General features: G+C 67.5%; 1 protein-coding gene. It reads left to right on the forward strand.

Annotated elements, in window-relative coordinates; all coding sequences use genetic code 11:
- Positions 1–698, forward strand: a 698-nt coding sequence (locus tag ACLBWP_RS18440; protein ID WP_447656269.1) for a hypothetical protein, incomplete at its 5' end; no start/stop codon positions are given.
- Between the last annotated feature and the right edge of the window lie 6 nt (positions 699–704).

Raw genomic sequence — 704 nt, forward strand, 5'->3', positions numbered from 1 at the left:
AGCAGAAGGACTCACTCATGCGCAAGTTCACCAAGACCACGGTCTCCCTCGCCGCTGCCGGCGCGATCATCCTGGGCGGTGCCGGGTTCGGCATCTCCGCCGCGAACGCTGCGACCCCCACGGTCCACACCGTCGCGTCGTCCTCGTCGAAGATCCCCGCCCCCGTCGCGTCGGTCCCGAACGTGCTCGGTGGGAACACCTCCGTCGCCCTCGACAAGGGCTTCACCGACGCCCTCACCAGCCTGAAGCTGACCCCGGGTGTCTCCGGGACCGCGAAGCTCGAGAACGGCGCCGTGTCGTTCCCGATCACCGCCGGCTCCGTCACCTACTGGTCGCCGGATGGGTCGTACCGTCCCTACGTGCAGGGTCTGCTGAACCACAACGGTTCCGGCCTGACGCTGAAGGCCGGCGACACCACGGTGACGCTGGAGAACTTCGTGGTGAACCCGGGCTCGTCCAAGCTCTCCGGTGACGTCCTGGTCAACGGCCAGGTCGCCGCGTCGAACGCGTACCTGTTCTCCCTGCACGGTGGCACCCTGAAGCCGCTGCAGCTCGAGGGCGACAACGCGATCCTGACCGGCACCACCGTCCACGTCTCCGACGACGCCGCGAAGCTGCTCAACAGCACCTTCAAGACCGACGCCGTCAAGGGCGGCCTGCTCGTCGGCACCGCCACCATCACCGCACAGATCAAGTAACACCCC

Source organism: Microbacterium sp. M1A1_1b, assembly GCF_053345565.1.